Source organism: Sphingobium sp. BHU LFT2, assembly GCF_018604485.1.
Lineage (GTDB): Bacteria > Pseudomonadota > Alphaproteobacteria > Sphingomonadales > Sphingomonadaceae > Sphingobium > Sphingobium yanoikuyae_A.
In genome coordinates this window covers 190268-207286 of record NZ_JAFCGW010000003.1, presented here as the reverse complement: position 1 = coordinate 207286, position 17019 = coordinate 190268, and the positions used below count along the sequence as shown (strand labels likewise).

16 protein-coding genes are annotated in these 17019 nt (G+C 67.4%); 5 read left to right on the top strand and 11 right to left on the bottom strand.

Annotated features, from left to right (window positions below):
* Positions 1–4: 4 nt before the first annotated feature.
* The 5 genes from JQK15_RS08300 to JQK15_RS08280 are packed head-to-tail and all read left to right on the top strand — an operon-like array spanning position 5 to position 5105.
* Entirely contained in the window at positions 5–454 is a 450-nt protein-coding gene (locus JQK15_RS08300) for a MarR family winged helix-turn-helix transcriptional regulator (protein WP_004209326.1), read from the top strand.
* Positions 451–2559, top strand: coding sequence for an FUSC family protein (locus JQK15_RS08295; protein WP_214864818.1), 2109 nt, complete (start codon positions 451–453; stop codon positions 2557–2559). Before JQK15_RS08300 ends, JQK15_RS08295 begins: the two co-directional genes overlap by 4 nt.
* Positions 2556–2771, top strand: a complete 216-nt coding sequence (locus JQK15_RS08290) for a DUF1656 domain-containing protein (RefSeq protein WP_004209328.1) — start codon at positions 2556–2558, stop codon at positions 2769–2771. Before JQK15_RS08295 ends, JQK15_RS08290 begins: the two co-directional genes overlap by 4 nt.
* Complete coding sequence (locus JQK15_RS08285) at positions 2768–3670, top strand: efflux RND transporter periplasmic adaptor subunit (RefSeq protein ID WP_017501722.1); 903 nt, start codon at positions 2768–2770, stop codon at positions 3668–3670. Before JQK15_RS08290 ends, JQK15_RS08285 begins: the two co-directional genes overlap by 4 nt.
* Complete coding sequence (locus JQK15_RS08280) at positions 3663–5105, top strand: efflux transporter outer membrane subunit (protein WP_214864816.1); 1443 nt, start codon at positions 3663–3665, stop codon at positions 5103–5105. The genes JQK15_RS08285 and JQK15_RS08280 overlap by 8 nt, the downstream gene beginning before the upstream one ends.
* On the opposite strand, the gene JQK15_RS08275 is transcribed toward JQK15_RS08280, so the two are convergent.
* The 11 genes from JQK15_RS08275 to lra1 all read right to left on the bottom strand — a co-directional run bounded on the left by JQK15_RS08275 (position 5061) and on the right by lra1 (position 16861).
* Positions 5061–6002: a glycoside hydrolase family 43 protein gene (locus JQK15_RS08275; protein ID WP_214864814.1), complete on the bottom strand. Its 942-nt coding sequence runs from the start codon at positions 6000–6002 to the stop codon at positions 5061–5063. The genes JQK15_RS08280 and JQK15_RS08275 overlap by 45 nt on opposite strands.
* A complete protein-coding gene (locus JQK15_RS08270; RefSeq protein WP_214864812.1) occupies positions 6002–7213 on the bottom strand; it encodes a glycosyl hydrolase 53 family protein in 1212 nt (403 codons plus the stop codon). Before JQK15_RS08270 ends, JQK15_RS08275 begins: the two co-directional genes overlap by 1 nt.
* On the bottom strand, positions 7210–9606 hold the full coding sequence (locus JQK15_RS08265; RefSeq protein ID WP_214864810.1) for a beta-galactosidase: 2397 nt from the start codon (positions 9604–9606) through the stop codon (positions 7210–7212). Before JQK15_RS08265 ends, JQK15_RS08270 begins: the two co-directional genes overlap by 4 nt.
* Before the next feature lie 86 nt (positions 9607–9692).
* A complete protein-coding gene (gene kduD, locus JQK15_RS08260) occupies positions 9693–10448 on the bottom strand; it encodes a 2-dehydro-3-deoxy-D-gluconate 5-dehydrogenase KduD (RefSeq protein ID WP_214864808.1) in 756 nt (251 codons plus the stop codon).
* Positions 10449–10535: 87 nt separating this feature from the next.
* The gene (kduI, locus tag JQK15_RS08255) at positions 10536–11375 is read right to left on the bottom strand and encodes a 5-dehydro-4-deoxy-D-glucuronate isomerase (protein WP_063976701.1); all 840 of its coding nucleotides are present in this window, start codon (positions 11373–11375) and stop codon (positions 10536–10538) included.
* A 79-nt stretch (positions 11376–11454) separates the two neighbouring features.
* Positions 11455–12093 carry a LutC/YkgG family protein gene (locus tag JQK15_RS08250; protein WP_214864806.1) on the bottom strand — a complete coding sequence of 213 codons (639 nt, stop codon included), beginning with the start codon at positions 12091–12093 and terminating at the stop codon, positions 11455–11457.
* Positions 12090–13505 (bottom strand): lactate utilization protein B, encoded by a 1416-nt coding sequence (locus JQK15_RS08245; protein ID WP_214864805.1) that lies wholly within the window; start codon positions 13503–13505, stop codon positions 12090–12092. Before JQK15_RS08245 ends, JQK15_RS08250 begins: the two co-directional genes overlap by 4 nt.
* Positions 13502–14260, bottom strand: a complete 759-nt coding sequence (locus tag JQK15_RS08240; protein ID WP_214864803.1) for a (Fe-S)-binding protein — start codon at positions 14258–14260, stop codon at positions 13502–13504. The genes JQK15_RS08245 and JQK15_RS08240 overlap by 4 nt, the downstream gene beginning before the upstream one ends.
* Positions 14257–15228 (bottom strand): alpha/beta hydrolase, encoded by a 972-nt coding sequence (locus JQK15_RS08235; RefSeq protein WP_214864801.1) that lies wholly within the window; start codon positions 15226–15228, stop codon positions 14257–14259. Before JQK15_RS08235 ends, JQK15_RS08240 begins: the two co-directional genes overlap by 4 nt.
* A complete protein-coding gene (locus tag JQK15_RS08230) occupies positions 15225–16031 on the bottom strand; it encodes a rhamnogalacturonan acetylesterase (RefSeq protein WP_169863393.1) in 807 nt (268 codons plus the stop codon). The genes JQK15_RS08235 and JQK15_RS08230 overlap by 4 nt, the downstream gene beginning before the upstream one ends.
* A 65-nt stretch (positions 16032–16096) precedes the next feature.
* A complete protein-coding gene (gene lra1, locus JQK15_RS08225) occupies positions 16097–16861 on the bottom strand; it encodes an L-rhamnose 1-dehydrogenase Lra1 (protein WP_004209342.1) in 765 nt (254 codons plus the stop codon).
* Positions 16862–17019 lie beyond the last annotated feature (158 nt).

The following is a 17019-nucleotide window of genomic DNA, read 5'->3' as shown; positions in this document are numbered from 1 at the left end:
GTTCGTGAATCGGACCGAACTTCAGCGCGCGCTGGCGCATAATATGCCGCAGATTGCGCGCCTCTGGCGCCAGCTTGCCGATTCCACCCTGGCCGAATTCGGCGTCTCCAATTCCGCCGGCTGGTGCCTTCTCTATCTCGACCGGCTGGGCGCCGACGTGCGCCAGATCGAACTGGCCGATGTGCTGGGCATCACCCAGCCTTCGCTGGTCCGCACCCTCGACCATCTACAGGCCGCTGCCCTGATCGAGCGCACCCCCAATCCGGAGGATCGCCGGTCCAACTGCCTGTCGCTCACCACCTCCGGTCGCGACCTTGTCGGCCGCATCGAAACGCGGCTCAGCAACATGCGCAACGACCTGCTCGATGGTGTGCCAGAGGCGGATATCGAGACGGCGGTCAATCTGTTAGAACTGCTGCGACGCCGTATCGGGGAGCGCCGGGGCCAGTCATGAAAAAGGCCGCTTTGTCAGCCTGGAGCGAGCGCCTCGGCGTTCCCGCCGCGCTATTCTCCGTCAAATGTTTCCTGGCGGCGATGCTGGCCCTTTATGTGGCGCTCAGCATTGGCCTGGAACGCCCCTATTGGGCCTTCCTCACCTCCTATATCGTGGCCCAGCCGCTCGCCGGCGCGGTAATTTCCAAGGCGATCTTCCGCGCCATCGGCACCATCGTCGGCGCCGCCTTCTCGGTCGCGATCGTCCCGCCGCTGGTGAATTCGCCCGAACTCCTGACCCTTGCCATGGCCGCCTGGCTGGCGCTCTGCGTCTTCGTCTCGCTGCTCGATCGCACGCCGCGCTCCTACATGTTCGTGCTGGCCGGCTACAGCGCCTGCCTGATCGTCTTCCCCGACGTCGACTCGCCCCAGACCATCTTCACCGTCGCCACCCTGCGCGTGCAGGAAATCTGGATCGGCATCGCCTGCGGCAGCATCGTCCATGGCGTCGTTCTGCCCGGCTCGATCACCGGCAACCTCTTCGCCCGCGTCGAAGCCATGCTGCGCGATGCCGAACGCTGGTCGCGCGACGCGATCGCGACTGATCCGGTGCCTGGCCTCGATGCCGAACGCCGCCGCCTGGCGCAGGACGTCACCGAACTGCACCAGATGTCGATCCATCTGCCCTTCGACATCAGCCGCCTTGCGCCCCGCGTCCGCACAGTGCGCGCGATGCAGGACCAGCTCTCGCTGCTGCTGCCGCTCGGCGCCGCGGTCGAGGATCGGCTGGCGATGCTGAAACAGGCCAATGGCGGCATCGTCCCGGCCCAGGTCGAACAGCTGATCGCCGATGCGCGCGACTGGCTCGATCATCCCGGCACCGACAGTGCGACCCGCGCCGCCGGCGCCCAGGCGCTGATCGACCGCTGCGCCGCGCTGGAACCGGCGGCCGACAGCGATATGGACTGGGCCGGCATGATGCGGCTCAGCCTCTATTCCCGCCTCGGCACGCTGATCGCGGTTCATCGCGACTGCCGCGACCTGTTCGACCAGATGCTGACCCACAGCCGCAGCCCGGTGACGCCGCGCGTGGCCGAACTGCTGGAGGGGCGTCGCAACCGCGAACTGCATCGCGATTATGCCGGCGCCGCGCGCGGCGCCTTTGCCGCCTTCATGACGGTGACGATCGGCTGTGCCTTGTGGATCGGCAGCGGCTGGCATGACGGCGGCAGCGCGGTGATGCTGGCCGGCGTCTTCCTTGCGCTCTTCTCGGCGTCGGACAATCCGCTCGCCCCGCTCAAGGGCTTCATGATCGGCACGATCATCGCCACATTCCTCGGCGCCCTCTACGGCTATGCCATCATGCCCAGGCTCGACGGTTTCGCCATGCTCGCCTTGGCCTATGCGCCGCCGCTGCTGGTGCTGGGCGCAATGATGGCCTCGCCGCGCTGGATGGGCATTGCGCTGCCGACGCTGCTCGGCCTGGGCAGTCCGGTGCTGCTCTCCAGTGCCTATGTCAGCGCCTTCGCCTCCTATGTGAACGGCTCGGTGGCACAGCTTGTCGGCATCTGGTTCGCGATCATCATGGCCGGCCTGCTGCAATCGGCCGGGGTGGAGCGCGCCGTGCGCCGCACCGTGCGCGCCGGCTGGGCGGATATCGCCACTCGCGCCAACCTCATGACCCAGCCCGATGTGCGCGGCTGGATCAACCGCATGCTCGATCGCATCGCGCTGCTTGCCCCACGCCTCGCCGCCATCCGCACCGACAGCGGCAAGCCGCTCTATGACGCACTGCGCGACCTGCGCACCGGCGTCGCCATCGGCGAATTGCGCCAGCTCCGCGTCGATCTTCCCTTTGACGAAGGCGCCCCGCTCGGCCGGGTGCTGGGCGGCGTGGCCGACCATTATCGCCGGCTCGATCCCGATGCGCCGGCATCGGCCGATCCCGCCCTGCTCGATGACATCGACAGCGCCATCGGCGACCTTGCCGCCAATCCGGCGCCCTCGGTCCGCCGCGATGCGATCCTGGCGCTGGTCAGCCTGCGCCGTAATCTCTTTGCCGACAGCGCCGGCTATCGCATGCCCCCCCTGACCCCAAAGCCCCCCCTGACCGGAGTTCCCGCATGACCGGCGAATTGTCCATCGACGGGGTCTTCTTCCCCACGCTGCTGGCGCTGGCGCTGGCCGCGCTCATCCTCACCTATGGCCTCACCCGCCTGATTGCGGCGTTCGGCCTCTACCGCTTTCTTGCCTATCGGGCCCTCGTCGACCTCAGCCTGTTCGTGCTGACGCTCGGGGGCCTGTCCATTCTCGTTCCGATGCTGGGAATCCGCCTATGAACCGCCTGACCGGGACGCTGATCCGCAGCGCCGCCACCATCATCATCGTCATTCTCGCCGTCATCGTCGCGGTGTGGATGTGGAACCATTATGAGCGCAGCCCCTGGACCCGCGACGGCCGCGTCCGCGCCGACGTGGTGCGCGTGACCCCCGATATTGGCGGCCTCGTCACCTCGGTCGCGGTGCGCGACAATCAGCAGGTGAAGGCGGGCGACCTGCTCTTCGTCATCGACACGCCGCGCTATGCGCTGGCGCTGGAACAGGCGGAGGCGCAGATCGCCAGCGCCCAGGCGACGCTCGGCCAGGCCCGGCGAGAGGCGACCCGCGATCTGGCGCTGGGCGATCTCGTCGCCAAGGAAAGCCATGAACAGAATGTCGCCCGCGTCGCCACCGCGCAGGCCGCGCTGGCCGAGGCGCGCAGTTCGCGCGACGCCGCCGCCTTGAACCTCAAGCGCACCCAGGTCCGCGCCTCGGTCAATGGCGTCGTCACCAATCTCGATCTTCACCCCGGCGACTATCTGGGCGCCGGCACCCAAGCGATGGCGTTGATCGACAGCGACAGCCTGCGGGTGGAGGGCTATTTCGAGGAAACCAAGTTGCCCCTGGTCTGCATCGGCGCGCCGGTCACCGTCCGCCTGATGGGCGAGAAGCAGGATCTGCACGGCAAGGTCGAAAGCATCGCCTATGGCATCAATGACTCGACCCGCAGCGACTCCGGCAATCTCCTGCCCACGGTCGAGCCGACCTTCTCCTGGGTCCGCCTCGCCCAGCGCATCCCGGTCCGGGTGAAGCTCACCAATGTACCGGCCAATATCACGCTGATCTCGGGCCGCACCGCCACGGTGACGGTCGAACCGGCGAAGAAGGATGCCAAGCCGGGAAGCTGCCGCCATGCGTAAGGGCTTTGCTGCATCCTTGATGGCCCTGGCGCTCAGCGCCTGCGCCACCGCCGGGCCGGACTATCATCCGCCCGAGCATTCGGCCGCGACCGCGCCGGGCGCGCAGGGTAATTTCCAGTCGGCGCAGGGTGCGGGCTTCAGCAATGCCGACCTGCCCGACCATTGGTGGAAACTCTATAATGATCCCCGGCTCGACGCGCTGATTGCCGAGGCGCTGACCGCCAATACCGACCTGCGCGTCGCCGATGCCAATCTGACCGCGGCGCAGGCCGTGCTGCGCGAGACGGAAGCGGGGCGCCAGATCAGCACCACGATCAGCGGTGGCGAAACGCTGGCGCGTCCCTCGGGCGTGACCCAGCATCTGCCCGGCTCGGTCAGCTATGATTTCGGCCTCAGCGCCTCCTATCCGCTCGACCTCAACGGTCGCATCCGCCGCGCGATCGAATCGAGCGGCGCCAATGTCGAGGCGGTGACCGCCGCGCGCGACTATGTCCGCGTCAGCGTCGCCGCCGCCACGGCCAAGGCCTATGCCCAGGTCTGCGCCGCCAATTATGCGCTCGGCGTCAATCGCCGGGTCGTCTCGCTCCAGCGCGATACGCTGAACGCCACCCAGCGCCTGTTCAAGGGCGGTCGCGGCACCGCCTTCGACGTCAGCCGCGCCCAGGCGGCAGTGGACCAGAGCGAGGCGACACTGCCGGTCTATGAAGCACAGCGCCAGAGCGGCCTCTATCTGCTCGCCACCCTGCTCGGCCGTCCGCCGGCCGATTATCCCATGGATGTGGAAAGCTGCGCCACTCTGCCGTCGCTTGGCGCGCCGCTGCCGGTGGGCGATGGCACGGCGCTGATCCGTCGCCGCCCCGACATCCGCCAGGCCGAACGCATGATCGCCTCCGACACCGCGACTTTGGGCGTCGCCATGGCCGATCTCTATCCGCAGGTCAGCATCGGTGGCTCGGTCGGCCTGTCCGGCCCGCTCAAGGATTTCGGCTCCGGCTCCGCCTTCGGCTTCAGCCTCGGCCCGCTCATCAGCTGGACTTTCCCCAACCGCCCGGTGGTCCGCGCCCGGATCGCCCAGGCTGATGCCCAGGTGCAGGCCGATCTCGCCAGCTTCGACGGCAGCGTGCTGGAAGCGCTGCGCCAGACCGAAACCGCGCTAGAAACCTATCGCCGCGACGCCGAAAAGGCCGCCGCGCTCGATCGCGCCCGCGACAGCGCCAATGTCTCGGCGGGGCAGGCGAACAAGCTGTTCCGCTTCGGCCGCAGCGATTTCCTCGACCTGCTCGATACCCAGCGCAGCCTCGCCAGCGCCGAATCCTCGGCCGCGGCCGCCCGCGTCCAGCTGGTGCAGGACCAGATCGCCATCTTCCTGGCGCTGGGCGGCGGCTGGACCTCAGACGATAGCGGCGACCAGGGCGCGGGGAACGCGCAGCAATGATCCGTGGCGCGCGCCGGCCGGCATGGTCAGGCGCGCGCTGACGTCGGTCCAGTTGATCATGTCGCGCGTCATCGCCGCGCCCCAGCGCCCCTCCTTGTAGACGTCATAATAGCAGAGCAGCGCATCACCGACCTGCGCGCTCATCGGCCCTTCGACCCAGCCGGGGGAGAAGGGCGGCGACAGGGGGCCGAACGGTCCGGTCGGGCTGTCCGCCTTCGCCACCTGCAGCCATTTGTGCGGCGGCTGCACCGTCTCATCCTTGACGATCAGATAGAGGCCGCCGCCCGGAGCCTGCGCGAATGTCCCGTCGATCACGCTGAAGCCGGGATCATAAAGCGGCGCGGGGGCGCTGAACGTCTCGAAATCACTCGTACTGACCGACCAGAGACGGTGGTTGTAGCCCGATTCCGATGTCCCCGCCGTCTCGGTGAAGCGGCCATCCACCGTGCTCGACCAGAACAGGATATGGCGCCCGGTCGCCGGATCGCGCACCGCCTCGGGCGCCCAGCAATTGCGGGTGCCCGGCACGTCCTGCATGACCGGGATGGCGCGCTGCGGCGACCAATGGACCAGATCGCGGCTGGTCGCATGGCCGATCGTCACCCCTTCCCAGGCGGTGGTCCACAGCAGATGATAGACGCCCTTGTCCGCGAGCAGATAGGGGTCGCGCATCAGCTTCTTCTCGCCCACCTGCGGCACCAGCAGGCTGCGTCCGCCCGCCAGCGTGCGAAAGGCAAAGCCATCCTCGCTCACCGCCAGTTTGAGGCCGTCGGCCTCGCCCTTGCCGGTGGTGAAATAGGCGAAGACCAGCAGGTCATCGGCGCGCGCCGCCGATCGGGTGGCGCACCCTGCCAACGCCAATGCGCCCAGTCCCAATGTGAAGTCGCGCCGTCTCATCAACGATAATCCTTGGCCATTTGCGGGTAGAGGTCGAGCAGCTTGTTGGCGACATAGTCGCCGCCATGGCCCATCGGCCCGGTCGGTTCGGGTTTCGGCACGGCCGGCTGCTGCGATGCCAGCCCGCCCGGCGCCTCCGCCCCGTTCAGCCCCTGGCTGATCAGGTCGGGCTTGGCGCCTTCGCCGGCATTATGCCCGTCCTGGTCGAAAATCGCCTCCTGATGCCGGATCGGCTCCCAGATGAACGTGCCCCAGCCATGCTTGCCGGGCAGGGCATGGACCAGATCGTTGATATAGCGCTTGCGGCTCGAATATTCGGCGACCAGCAGCCCCTTGTCGGGATAGCGCTTCACATATTCGCTGAAGGTCGTGGCCCAGTCGCCCTGCGCCCGCTGCTGGTAGCAGGAAAAGCCGACCACATCGAAATCCACCTGCCGTGCGATCAGCGCATCGGTCCATTCACGCACGATCGGCCAGTGCCGGCCCAGATGATTATGCACCTGGATCGCGACCCCCGGCTCGGCCCGGCGCGCACCGGCAATCCCCGCGCGCAGCAGCGCGGCAAAGCCGCCGAACCCGCCAACCTCGCCGACCCTGGCATGATTGGCGTCGGTCACCGGATTGCCGGTCGACGTCGACAGCTTCACCCGGCCATGGGGCCACAACATGCCGAAGGTCGTTTCATTGCCGATCACCGCCATATCGACCGGCGCGCCGCCCGCGCGCATCGCCACCAGCGTGTCATGGGTATGCGCCTCGACCGCCTTGGCCAGCGCCGGCAGGTCATAACCGGCCCAGGCCGCCGGCACGCCCTGATGCTCCGGGTCGGCCCAGGTGTCGCTATAATGAAAACTCAGCACCAGCCCCATGCCGGCATCGCGCACCCGCTTGCCCAGCTTCACCGTCTGGGTCAGGCCGGCCCAGCCCTTGTCCGGCTCCCGCCTGGAATAGCCCTTGGCCGGATCGACGAAGATGCGCAGCCGGATCGCGTTGAACCCGGCATCGCGCAGGATCAGGATCGGGTCTTTCTGCTCGCCCCCGACGAAATAGCGCGCACCGGCCGCTTCATCTTCGGGCACCCAGCTGATATCGGCGCCGATCAGATAGGGGCCGGGCCGCGCGCCATTTTTGCTCACCTTGGCCAGCGCCGGCCGGGCCAGCAGGGGCAGGGTGGCAAGGCCGAATGTGCCGCGACGCGTGAACCGGGTCATGCCTTCACCTCCATGCGATATTCCGGAACGATGCGCAGCACCTCCAGCGTCGCGACCTGTTCCCCCGCCGGCAGCTTCGCCCGCGCTGCATCATCCAGATAGATGGGTGCATCGGCGCGCAGCGGCATCACCGTCAGCGTCCAGGGCCGGCCCAGCCGCGCGGCAAAGCGCTTGAGGCCGATCCGCCAGACCCGCCCGTCCCAATAGGCATCGTCCAGCATGTCGGGGCCATCGAACAGCCGGCCGATATCGCCGCGCCAGTCGATCTCCAGAAAGGCGTCGCCGCCCTTCGCCAACACATCCTTCGGAATGGTGAAGCTAAAGGCCGCCGCCGCCTTGTGCGCCTCGGGCAGCGGCTGCATCGCCGCCTTGGCCGGCCCGCCAATCTCGATCGGCGGCGCCGTGCCGGCCTCGCGCGTCTGGGTGAAGGGCAGGGGCGTGATGCCTGTCGCTTTCGCCGTCATCATCGCTGCCTTGCCGGGCAATATCTGCCAGGCGAAACGCGCCTCGCCACGCTGGCGCAGTTCCAGCCCGTCCGGCCCGAACAGCGCATCCGCCGCGCTCAGCACCACGCGCCGCTCGCCACCGATCTCGCCGACCCAGATGCGCTTTGCCGCCTCCCGCTCGATCAGCAGCAGCCGCACCGATCGCCCGTCTGCGCCGGTCACCCGCACCGGGCGCGTCGCGGATGGCGGCACCTGCACGATCACCCGTCCGCTTTCGCTGCGCGCTGGCGCATCGACCTTCGTGCCCGCCGGGAAAGCCAGCTCCACCGGGCCGGGCAGGCAGGCCGCCATCACATGGATCGGCCCGTCGCTGTCGGCGATGCGCGTCACCGGCTGCGCCGTCGCCCAGTCGAGCCGCACCCCGTCCAGGTCCATGCCGATCGGCCAGAAGAAATTGTCGCCCGGCGCGATCGTCACCGGCCGGCTCGGCAGGCGAACCGTGCCGCCGGCCAATGTCACATTGAACTGCGTGCCGGGATGCGCCGCCGTGCCATATTGGCGGACATGGTTGTTGACGAACAGGAAGCCGCTGTCCCCCTTCGCCCGCACCGCCCAGCGCAGCGTCTTCAGGTCATCCTTGTCGGCCGGCAGCACGGCCGGCGCATGGACCGTCATCGGCGCCAGCGTCTCGCCATATTCGGCCAGGAAATAATGGAGCGGGCGCAGCGCCGCGCTGACCGGATTGACCTCGCCATATTGGCCGATCGGCGCCTGGAAATCATAGGCGATCGCCGGGCAGTCATTATAGCCGCCCGACCGCTGCGTCTCCTCCAGCATGCGCCCGTTCGCCATCGGGTTGGCGCCGCCATGGAACATATAATAGCCCAGCAGATTGACGCCCGATCCCACCTGCGTCGTCACCGCCGCCGCCACGTCGGCCGGCTGCAACAGCGGCCGCCGCCGATACATGACCGGCACGCCGCCGCCATATTCCGCGCCCAGGAAGGGCGTATCTGCCATGTCGCTATCGGCGTCGCCGCGCCGCCCGCCGCGCGTCTGCGCGCCCAGGTCGCCGCTCACCCGGCTGTCGAAGCGGAACAGGTAATTTTCCTTGGGCGGCAGCTTGACCGTCTTCGCCGACCAGGGCTCGTCGGGATAGCCGCCATGCACCGGCACCACTTCGCCCTTGGGATAGACGGTCTGGTCCCATCCGGTCACGGTATAGAGCGGCACGTCGAAGCCGATCCGCAGCGCCAGCGCCTTCAGCGCCGCGATATGTTCCCGGCCCTGTCCGGGGCCACCCAGATTATATTCATTCTCGACCTGCATACCGACGATCGGCCCGCCATCCTTCCACATCAGCCCGGTGAGCTGATCGTGCAGCCCGCGCCAGAAACGCTCGACCTGCGCCATATAGGCGGGGTCGTTGCTGCGCGTGCGGGTGCTGCCGGCGATCCAGTCGGGAATGCCGCCAAAGCGCGCCTCGGCATGGCCCCAGGGGCCGGGCCGCAGGAAGAAGAGCAGGCCATGTTTCTGGCAGAGCCGCACGAAACGCCCGATATCGTGATCCCCGGTCCAGTCGATCCTGCCGGGCGCCAGTTCGACATGGTTCCACAGCACATAGGATGCGACGATGCCGACGCCGGCCGCCTTCATCTTCAGCAATTCCTCTTCCCAATATTCGCTCGGGAAGCGGGTGAAGTGAAATTCGCCCATCACCGGCAGCCAGGGCCGGTCGTCGCGGGTCAGGTAGAGATTGGTGATGCCGATCCGCCCCTGCGGCCCGGCGCCGGTGCCCATGTGGAGATGCCCGGACTTGAGCGGCAGGCCCGGCTTGCGTGCGTCCAGGCTGTTGGCCGTCTGGCCCAGGGCGTCAGCGGGAAGGGCGAGGCCCAGGCCGGCAAGGCCCGTGGCAGTGAGCGCCGTGCGCCGGTCGATATCGGGCATCCGTCCTCCTGTGATGAAACGGGAGGCTGAGCCTCCTCTAGCTTGCCCTCCGTTCGCGTCGGAATCGCGAACGGAGGTCAGTCAGTTCAGCGGGCCAGCCAGCCGCCATCGACGGCGAGGACATGGCCATGGATATAATTGGCCGCCGGCGAGGCCAGGAACACGGCCGCGCCGCCAATGTCGCTGGGGTCGCCCCAGCGGCCGGCCGGGATACGCTCCTGGATCTGGCGGTTGCGGGTCTCGTCGGCCTGCAGCGCGGCGGTGTTGTTGGTGGCGATATAGCCCGGCGCGATCGCGTTGACGTTAACGCCTTTGGCCGCCCATTCGTTCGCCAGCAGCTTGGTGAGGCCAGCGACGCCGCTCTTGGACGCAGTATAGCTCGGCACCCGGATGCCGCCCTGGAACGACAGCAGCGAGGCGATGTTGACGATCTTGCCCGAGCCTTGTGCCAGCATATGCCGCCCGGCCGCCTGGGCCAGGAAGAAGGTGGACTTCAAATTGGTATCGATCACCGTGTCCCAGTCTTCCTCGGTGAAGTCGACGCTGTCGGCGCGGCGGATGATGCCGGCATTGTTGATCAGGATGTCGAGGCCGCCCAGTTTCGCGATCGTCTCGTCGACGACACGCTGCACCGGCTCGATGCTGGAAAGATCGGCCGAGACGATCTCCGCCTTGCGGCCGAGCGCGCGAACCTTCTCGACGGTTTCCTCCGCCGGGGTGCGGCCCACCGCCGCGATGTCGGCGCCGGCCGCCGCGAGCGACAGCGCGATCGCCTGGCCGATGCCGGTATTGGCGCCGGTGACGATGGCGACCTTGCCGGTCAGATCGAAGATAGTGCTCATATAAGCTCCAAATCCCCCTCCCTTCAGGGAGGGGTTAGGGGAGGGCATGTGAGGGAAGAGGGCGTGACAGCCTCTCCCCCTTCTGGCTTAGGCCAGCTGGCAGATATCCAGCACGTTCATGTCGGTATAGTCCTGGTTCTCGCCGGCCATCGCCCAGATGAAGGCATAGGCTTTGGTGCCCGATCCCATATGGACCGACCAGGGCGGCGAGATCACGGCTTCCTCGTTCGCCATGACGATGTGACGCATCGCATCGCCCTCGCCCATATAGTGGAAGACGCGGTCGGCATCGCCATCCAGCTCGAAATAGAAATAAATCTCGCTGCGGCGCTCATGGATGTGCGGCGGCATGGTGTTCCACACCGAACCGGGCTTCAGGACCGTGAGGCCCATCACCAGCTGTGCGCTGTCGCAGATGCCGGGGATGACGAGCTGGAAGATGGTGCGCTCGTTGGATTCCTCAAGGCTGCCACGTTCCAGCGCATTGGCGTCGGCGATGCCGAGCTTGCGGGTGGTGAACGCCTTGTGGGCCGGGCAGGAGGCGAGATAGAAACGCGCGCCGGCGCCGGCGAACTCCACGTCCTTCGCGCCCATCGTCACATAGAGGCAATCCTTGTTGCCCAGCGTGAAGACTTCGCCGTCGACGGTCACGGTGCCTTCCACGCCCGAGACATTGACGATCGCCAGCTCGCGCCGCTCCAGAAAGGGATGGCCCGCCGCCGAGGCCGGCTCGGTCTGCGCCGGCAGCTTCACCGGGGCATCGGCCACCGCCACGCCGCCGATCACGAAGCGTTCGGCATGGGTATAGTTGAGCACGCATTCGCCGTCACGGAACAGCCCGCCGATCAGATAGCGATCCCGCAGCTCCTCGTTCGACACGCACTCCATCATGTCGGGGTGGGTCGCATAATAGGTCTTGTCGAACATCGGGAATCTCCATCTAAACTTTGGCGAAGCTTATAACGGCGCAGGCGGCGAATGTAAGCCTGTTTTCCCGGAATGTGGACTATTGTTCCGAAATATGAGGAAAATCGCCGCGCAGCAGGATGACATGCAGGAAGCGGGGGCCATGGGCGCCGCGCACATAGGTGCCCTCGATATCGGTCGTGCCCGACACGCCGGTGATCCAGTAATGGGCACGCGGCTGCGGCCCGGCCAGCGGCGCTTCCTCCAGCCAGGGGGCGATGTCGGCCACGCGCAGCAGCACCAGATGGTGCAGCGTCAGGAAATTGGGCAGCATCGGCGCCTGCGGGCTCGTCTCGAACACCAGCGACCCGGTCTCGGCAATCCCCTTGCGCGCAATCGCCAGCGTCGCCGCCTCATCGGGTGCGGCATCCTGATGCAGCGCGAAACCGCTCCAGTCGCAGCCCGACAGGCGCGGGGCGGGCGGCAGGCACAGCGCGCGCGCCTCGCCCTGCGCGTCCAGATAGCGCGCGACCGCCGCGGGCAGGTCGGATATCGTTTCGATAACGTCATGACTGGCGCTGACGCTGGGCAGCGCCAGCCGCGCCAGAAACTCCGCCTCGACCTGGGCGACATCGACCGCCGGCCGTTCCGGCGTGCCGAGCAGCGCCGCAGCCTCCGCCGCTATGTCAACTTCGCTGTCATCTTTCAGCCGACCAAGGATGGCCTCGCGCGCATTCATCGGCCGTTTTCCTTGCGATATTGGTCCATGAAGGTTTGCGCCGCGGGCTTGGGCATGTCGCGATAGCGGGTCCAGCCGCCGGCCAGCGGCAGTGAACGGATCCAGCCCTTGCCGCCCAGCAGCCGCATCGCTCGCACCGCCATGCTGGTGCCCATCCGATAGAGGCGTGGCCGGGTCGCGACCCAGGCCCATAGGCCCAGCCCGGCACGCAGCGATTGCGGCTCCAGCCCCTCGCGCCAGCTCTTCTCCCGCCAGCCGCGCAGCAGCGTCGGCAGCGGAATGCGCACCGGGCACACTTCCTGGCACTTGCCGTTCATGGTGCAGGCATTGGGCAGGTCGCGGCTCTGCTTCAGCCCATCCAGCACCGGGGTCAGCACCGCGCCCATCGGCCCCGGATAGGTGCCGCCATAGGCATGGCCGCCAATCTGCCGAAACACCACGCAATGATTCATGCAGGCGCCGCAGCGGATGCAGCGCAGCATCTCGGCCAGCCCCTCCTCGCGCATCCGGGTGCGGCCATTGTCGACCAGCACGATATGCATCTCTTCCGGCCCGTCCCGGTCGCCGGGGCGCTTGGGGCCGGTATAGAAGGTCGTATATTGGGTCAGCGCCGCGCCGGTCGCCGACCGCGCCAGCATCCGCAGCATATGCACGGCATGGGGCATGCTCGGCACGATCTTCTCGATCCCGGCGGTCACGATATGGACGCGCGGCGGGACGAGCGACAGCTCGGCATTGCCCTCATTGGTGACGGTGCAGATCGCGCCCGTGTCGGCGATCAGGAAATTGGCGCCGGAAATGCCGACATCCGCGCCCAGCATCTGGGTGCGCAGCTCGCGCCGCGCGCTTTCCGCCATGGCGGCGATCGTCTCTTCCTCATGCGGCGTGCGATGCTTGGCCTTGAACAGGGCGGACACCTGCTCGCGGGTCTTGTGCATCGCCGGCCAGATGATGTGCGAGGGCCGCTCGTCGGCCAGCTGGATGATATGTTCGGCAAGGTCGGTCTCGACCCGGTCGATGCCCGCTTCGGCCAGCGCATGGGGCAGGCCGATTTCCTCGCCCAGCATCGATTTGGACCGGGCGACGCTCTTGGCCTTCGCTGCCTTGCACAGGGCGATGACGATGTCGCAGGCCTCGTCGGCGGTGCGCGCCCAATGGACCTTCGCCCCGGCCGCGGTGGCATTCGCCTCGAACTGCTCCAGATAATGGCCCAGATGGGCGACGACATGGTCCTTGATCGCCGCCGCGCGGGTGCGCGCTGCCTGGAAATCGGGAAAGGCGTCGACCGCGACCGCGCGCTTGGCCTCGGCCGTGCCCGCCGTCCGCTCGACCGCAACCTTCAGGATACGGTCGGCCAGCGCCGCATCGGCGCGATCCTTGAAACTGGTCGCCTCGGCCGGTGCGCCGCTCATGCCTCTTCCCCGATCGCCGGGCCATCGCCCATGCCCGCGATCAGCTCGATCGCGTGGAAGGCGCGGACCTTGCTGCCCTGGCGGTTGAGCTTGCCGGCCATGTTCATCAGGCAGCCCAGGTCGCCGGCCAGCAGCAGGTCGGCGCCGGTCGCCTCGATCGCGTCCGCCTTCTCGCCGACGATCGCGTTGGAAATGGCGGGATATTTGACGCAGAAAGTGCCGCCAAAGCCGCAACAGGTTTCCTCGCCCGCCAGCGGCGTCAGCTCCAGCCCGGCGATGGGTTTCAGCAACCGGCGCGGCTGCGCCTTGACGCCCAGCTCGCGCAGCCCCGAGCAGCTGTCATGATAGGTCGCCTTGGCATCCATCTGCACGCCCTCGGGCTTCCACCCGCATATCTCGTCCAGATAGGCCATGATCTCCCATGTCTTCGCCGCCACCGCCTGCGCGCGCGGCAGCCATTCCGGGTCATGCTCGAACAGCTCGGGATAATGGCAACGGATCGTGCCGCCGCACGATCCTGACGGCACCACCACCGCCTCATAGGGTTCCAGCGCGACGATCGTCTGTTTCGCCAGTGCGATCGCATGATCGGTATCGCCGCTGTTGAGCGCCGGCTGGCCGCAACAGGTCTGGCCCTCGGGCACGACCACGTCGCAGCCCGCCGCCTCCAGCGCGCGGATCGCGGCAAAGCCGATGCGCGGGCGCATCATGTCGACCAGGCAGGTGACGAACAGGGCAACCTTGCGCTGGGTCACACGCCATGCCTTTTGGCAAAGGCCAGGAACAGGTCGGGCCAGGGTGCGGCCGACTGGGCCTGCGCCGTATTGCCGAAGCCATGGCCGCCATTTTCGAACAAATGGCATTCGGTCGGGATCTTCTGCGCCCGCAGCGCCGCCAGCATGGCGATGCTGTTGTCGACCGGCACTGCCGGATCGTCGATCGCATGGGCCAGGAACACCGGCGGCGTCTGCGCGCTCACATCCTGGTCCAGCGAATAGGTGCGCATTCGTTCGGGCGAAGGATTCTCGCCCAGCAATTGCGTGCGCGACCCCTTGTGGACGAACGGTCCCTCCATCTGGATCACCGGATACATGTAAGCCGCGACGGCGGCCTTGATCGGCTCGCGATCGGCGGCGTCGACCGGCTTGTAGCTTTCCACCGGCGCCCGGCTGGTCAGCCAGGCGGCCAGGTGCCCGCCAGCGGAAAAGCCGATCACGCCGACCCGGTTGGCGTCGAACTTCTCCTTCGCGGCCAGGCTACGGACCAGCCGCAGCGCGCGCTGCGCATCCTGCAGCGGCGCTTCGGCCCCGGCGGCCCAGCCATCGGCGGGCAGGCGATAGAGCAGCACGAAGCAGACATAGCCCGCCTCGGCAAAGCGGCGCGCGATCGAATAGCCCTCATGGCCGATCGCCACCCGGCTGTATCCGCCGCCGGGGATCAGCATGATCGCCGCGCCATTGGGCTTTGCCGGCCGCAACAGGGTCAGGGTCGGGGTGACGATATGGGCGAACACGCCATCGTCCGGCCCGCTGTCGGGCCGGCGCAGCGTCTCCACCTCCTTCACCGTCACATGCTCGCTGCCCGGCGCCTTGCCCGGCCAGATCGGAAAGCGGACGAACCCCTGGGGCAGCGGAAAGCTCTGCGCCAGCGCGTCGCCCATCGGCGCAAGCGCGGCAGCAACGGCAGCGCCGGTCAACAGGCCGCGGCGGTCAAGCATGGTCATTGGCATTCGGTCCTTCCCAGCGGCGTGGTCCGATTGAGTGCCGGCCGGCTCGCCAGCACCTTGGCCGAAATCGGCAGGTTCAGCGCCTTGAGGCCGCCGGCGACCAGATCGGCGACATTGCGCGCGCCCAGTTCGCTGAAATGGGTATCGTCGTCGATCCCCTTGGGGAAGCCGGGCATCTTGTCCTCCGCCTTGTAGTGGAGGAAATAGGTCTTTGCCTTGTCCGGCCCGGCCCGGTCGACCCAGGCACGCGACAGCGCTTCCAGATCGATGATCGGCACATGCGCGCTCGCCGCCAGTTCGCGCATCACCGCGGAATATTCGGCGAAGTCGGCCTTGGCCTTGCCGTCGGCGCCAAAGCTGCGCCGCGTCACCGGCGTCACCAGCACCGGCGTGCCGCCCGCGCCACGCACGTCCCAGATGAAGCGCAGCAGATTGTTGCGATAATCGGTCTGCGCCGGCGCCCAGCGCTGCGGCTTGGCGCGATAGGCGTCATTATGGCCGAACTGGATCAGCACCGTGTCGCCCGGCATCAGCTCGCTCATCAATTTGGTCCAGCGCCCTTCCTCGATGAAGGTGCGGGTCGACCGCCCGCCCATCGCATGGTTGGACACCCGCACCTCGGGCGACAGGCCGCAACCCAGCATCATGCCCCAGCCGGTCTGGGGATAATTGCCCTTCTTGTAATTGGCCGCGGTCGAATCGCTGGCGATCAGGATCGTGTCGCCCGGCTGCGTCGCCAGCGCCGGCAGGGGCGTGGCCAGCAGGGCGAGGGCGGCGGCGGCTTTGGTGACGATCCTCATCGGCGATGTCCTGTTTCCTGAATACCGTCATCCCCGCTTTCGCGGGAATGACGGCGCTCAATATCTTATTGCAGGTTCACATACATGCCGCCGTCGACCAGCAGCGCCGCGCCGGTGACATAGGCGGCCATGTCCGACGCCAGGAAGACGATCGGCCCGGCCAGGTCTTCGGGCGCGCCCAGGCGGCCGAGCGGCGTGCGCTTTTCCATATATTCGCGCTTCTCGACATCGGCCAGATCATCCTTGTTGATCTCGGTCAGGATGGTGCCGGGCAGCACGCTGTTGCAGCGGATGCCATATTTGCCGAGCGCAATCGCCGTCGACTGCATCAGCGAATGCACGCCCGCCTTGGTCGGGGTGTAGTGGGTCTGAAATTCGCCGCCGACCAGCGCGGAGATGGAGGAGACCGCGACGATCGACCCGCCATGGCCCTGCTTCACCATCTGCTGGGCGGCCGCCTGCACCATGAAATAGGCGCCGTGCAGATTGACCTTGAAGGTGCGTTCCACCACGTCGACCGGCATGTCGAGGAAGCCGTGGAACGGGCAGATGCCGGCATTGCTGACCATCACGTCGACCTTGCCGAACGCCTCGACCGCCTTGGCGACGAAGTCCTGCGCGGTCTGCGGATCGGCGACATCGCCCTTCACCGCGATCGCGCGCTGGCCCAGCGCCTCGATCTCGGCGACGCAGCTCGCGGCCGGGCCGTCGCTATGGGCGTAATTGATGACGACGTCGGCGCCATGCTGGGCGGCGCCGATGGCGGCCGCCCGGCCGATGCCGGTCGATGCGCCGGTGACGAGGACGGTCTTGCCTTCAAGCAGCTTCATGGGATTGGTCTTCCTTGCTTCAAAGATTTCGGGTCGCAGGCAAATGACAATCCTCCCCTGGAAGGGGAGGTGGCGGGCGCGAAGCGTCCGACGGAGGGGTGTCCCGCTCTCGACGGGGCGACACCCCTCCACCACTTCGTGGTCCCCCTCCCCTTGCA